This is a genomic window from Mesorhizobium sp. M7A.F.Ca.CA.002.15.2.1 (assembly GCF_003998715.1).
Taxonomy (GTDB): domain Bacteria; phylum Pseudomonadota; class Alphaproteobacteria; order Rhizobiales; family Rhizobiaceae; genus Mesorhizobium; species Mesorhizobium ciceri.
On sequence record NZ_RZPI01000736.1, the window covers coordinates 1 to 2,623 of the forward strand.

A 2,623-nucleotide genomic window follows, 5' to 3' on the forward strand; every position below is an offset into this window, starting at 1 on the left:
CGTTTGGTCAGTATCTCGCCGACGACATGGTCGGGCACGAGATTGTAGCGCCAGGACTGGAGGCGTTCGCGAAAGGACATCGGCTGCTGCTATTCCATGAGGGGACGAGGTGACCGGATCCTTCCGGTCACCTCGCTTGTACTTCAGTCGAAAAGGTGCGGCTTACTTTGCCGCCGCCGCTTGTGCCTGCAGCGCCTTCAGGTCCCAGCAGCTGTCGGGCTTGAGGTCGGCCTTGGTCGTCGCCTTCTCCAGCGTGTAGATGTAGGTGTGCGAGGTGCCGGCCGGCTGGCCGCTCTGCAGCAGGAACTTGATGATGGCGTTCATGTCGCCCGACTGGCGAGCAAGATCGGTCATCACCACAGCGCCATAGGTGCCGTCGACCAGCTTGTCGCAATCGGCCGCCTTTTCGCCGCCGCCGGTGGTGACCAGGAACACCTTGCCGTCGAGTTTGGCATCGCGGATCGCGGCGGACGCGCCGGTGGCGTCGCCATCCCAGAAATCGATGATCGAGCAGATATCCGGGTTCTGCTGCAGCATCGTCGTCGTCACGTTGCGCGAGGTCGTCGCATCCCAGTTGGAATCGGGCTTGGCCACCACCTTGAAGTCGGGATTCTTGTCCAGCACCTTCATGATGCCGGCATACTGATAGAGGCTGGAGGAGTTCGCCTGGTCACCCTGCACAAGGCCGATCTTCTTCGACGAGTTCGGGCCGCAGCCCTTGATCGCCGCTTCGGCCTCGAGCTGGCCAAGCCGGTCCCAGTCACTGCCGATAAAGGCGTCGGCCGGGAAGTTGGCGGGATTGTCGACCAGGATGACATAGGTGCCGGCGGCCTGTGCCTTCTTCATCAGCTTGGAATAGGAGTTGAGGTCCGGCGCGTGGATGATCAGCACATCCGGCCTGGTGTCCGAGGAGATGGCGTCCGTGATCGCCTGCGCGCCGGCATCGACGACCCAGTTCGGGTCGCGCGTCTCGAACACGCCGCCCCAGGCCTCGACTTCGGTCTTCAGATAGTGCGCCCAGCCCTGCGCCAGGTCGAAGCCCATTGCCAGCGGCACCAGCATGACGCGCTTGCCCTTGAGCGCCTGCGCGTACGCAGTCGGCCCCGGATCGTCGGCGGCGAAGGTTGGCGCCACGAAGGCGGTGACGGCGAGCGCCGTGGCGGCGGCCATGAGTGTCTTGATCAGTTTCATGTCGGATCCTTTTGCTTTGGTCGTTGTTATCAGCGGCCGGCCCCAACCGTCCGCCGCAGTTCAGGTCTAAATGTCGCCCTGCTGGGCGGTCTGCTCGTCACGTGGATTGATGATGCCGTCGACGATGATGGCGCCGAGCAGGATCGCTGCCTTGATCAGGTTCTGGTAGAGCAGCGGAATGTCGATGATGGTCATGGCGTTGAGCAGGATGCCGATCAGTGCCGCACCGACCAGCACGTTGCGCACCCCGCCGCGCCCGCCGGACAGGCCGATGCCGCCGATAACCGCCACCAGCACGATATCGTAGAGCAGCGTCGAATTGACGACGCGGGTATTGATCGAATGCAGGCTGGCCGCCGTCAGCAGGCCGGCGACCAGTGCGACGAAGGCGGAAAGCACATAGCGCAGCACCAGCATCGGCCGCACCGGCATGCCGATGTTGCGGGCGGCCACCGGATTATCGCCGGCGAAATAGATATAGCGGCCCCATTTGGTGTAGCGAAGGAACAGGAAGAACAGGAAGGCCAGCCCTGCGAAGACGAAAACCTCGATGGGAATGTCGAGGAAGCGCAGGCCGCCGAGCAACTCGACCCAATGGCCCTGCGGCACCGGCACGGCATCCTGCGTGATCAGTTGCGAGCGTACATAGCCGAAGACGAAGGAGCCTGTCGCCAGCGTCACGAAGATCGCCGGCACGTCGGCATAGGCGACGAGAAAACCATTGAGCAGGCCGATGGCCAGCACACCGGCCAGCACATAGGCGAAGGCAAGCCCGTCCGGCGTCCCCGAATTCAGCAGTTGCAGGTACCAGGCGACCGACATCGCCATGATCGCGACGGCAGAGAGGTCGATGCCGCGGCCGATGATGACCACGGCCATGCCGAGCGCAAGGATGCCCAGCACCGACACGGAGCGGACGATGGCGACGAGATTGTTGGGGTCGATGAAACCTGGCAGGCCTATAGCCGCTGCAACGAACAGCACCACGGCGATGGCAAAGACAATGCCTTCCTGGTTCAGGCTCCTGAAATTTGGCCAGCCGATGGTGTTCATGTCTGCGTTTGCCCCGATGGCAGCGCTGCCATCCCTGGGAAAGAACGCTAATCGGCCCAACGCCGGTTCGTCAAATGAATCCGCGCCCGGAACCCAGGCCGGCTGCGATATTTATCGAGTGGACGATCGATTGCCGAAGCTGGCGCAATGCGCGGAAAACTCTGCGCTTTTGGCAATTGGTTGCGCCATTGCGGCCGCACGCGAAAGCGCTGCACCAAGGCAAAGGGACAGGACGGAATTTATCTCCGCATCAGGCGGAAAAATCGATCTGAATTTCCCGGCGAGTGCCCGGAAACCTCCGCGCCCGCACCTGGCGGGAGCACGAGAAAACGCAGCGCCGCCACCAGCCCGATGGCGCCGATCACCAGAAAGGCTACTC

At 62.8% G+C, this 2,623-nt stretch carries 2 protein-coding genes; both read right to left on the reverse strand.

Annotated elements, in window-relative coordinates; all coding sequences use genetic code 11:
- Window positions 1–162 precede the first annotated feature (162 nt).
- Window positions 163–1,191 carry a sugar ABC transporter substrate-binding protein gene (locus tag ENZ74_RS28430; protein ID WP_063168531.1) on the reverse strand — a complete coding sequence of 343 codons (1,029 nt, stop codon included), beginning with the start codon at window positions 1,189–1,191 and terminating at the stop codon, window positions 163–165.
- Between the two features lie 66 nt (window positions 1,192–1,257).
- On the reverse strand, window positions 1,258–2,244 hold the full coding sequence (locus ENZ74_RS28435) for an ABC transporter permease (protein WP_013530837.1): 987 nt from the start codon (window positions 2,242–2,244) through the stop codon (window positions 1,258–1,260).
- Window positions 2,245–2,623: the final 379 nt, after the last annotated feature.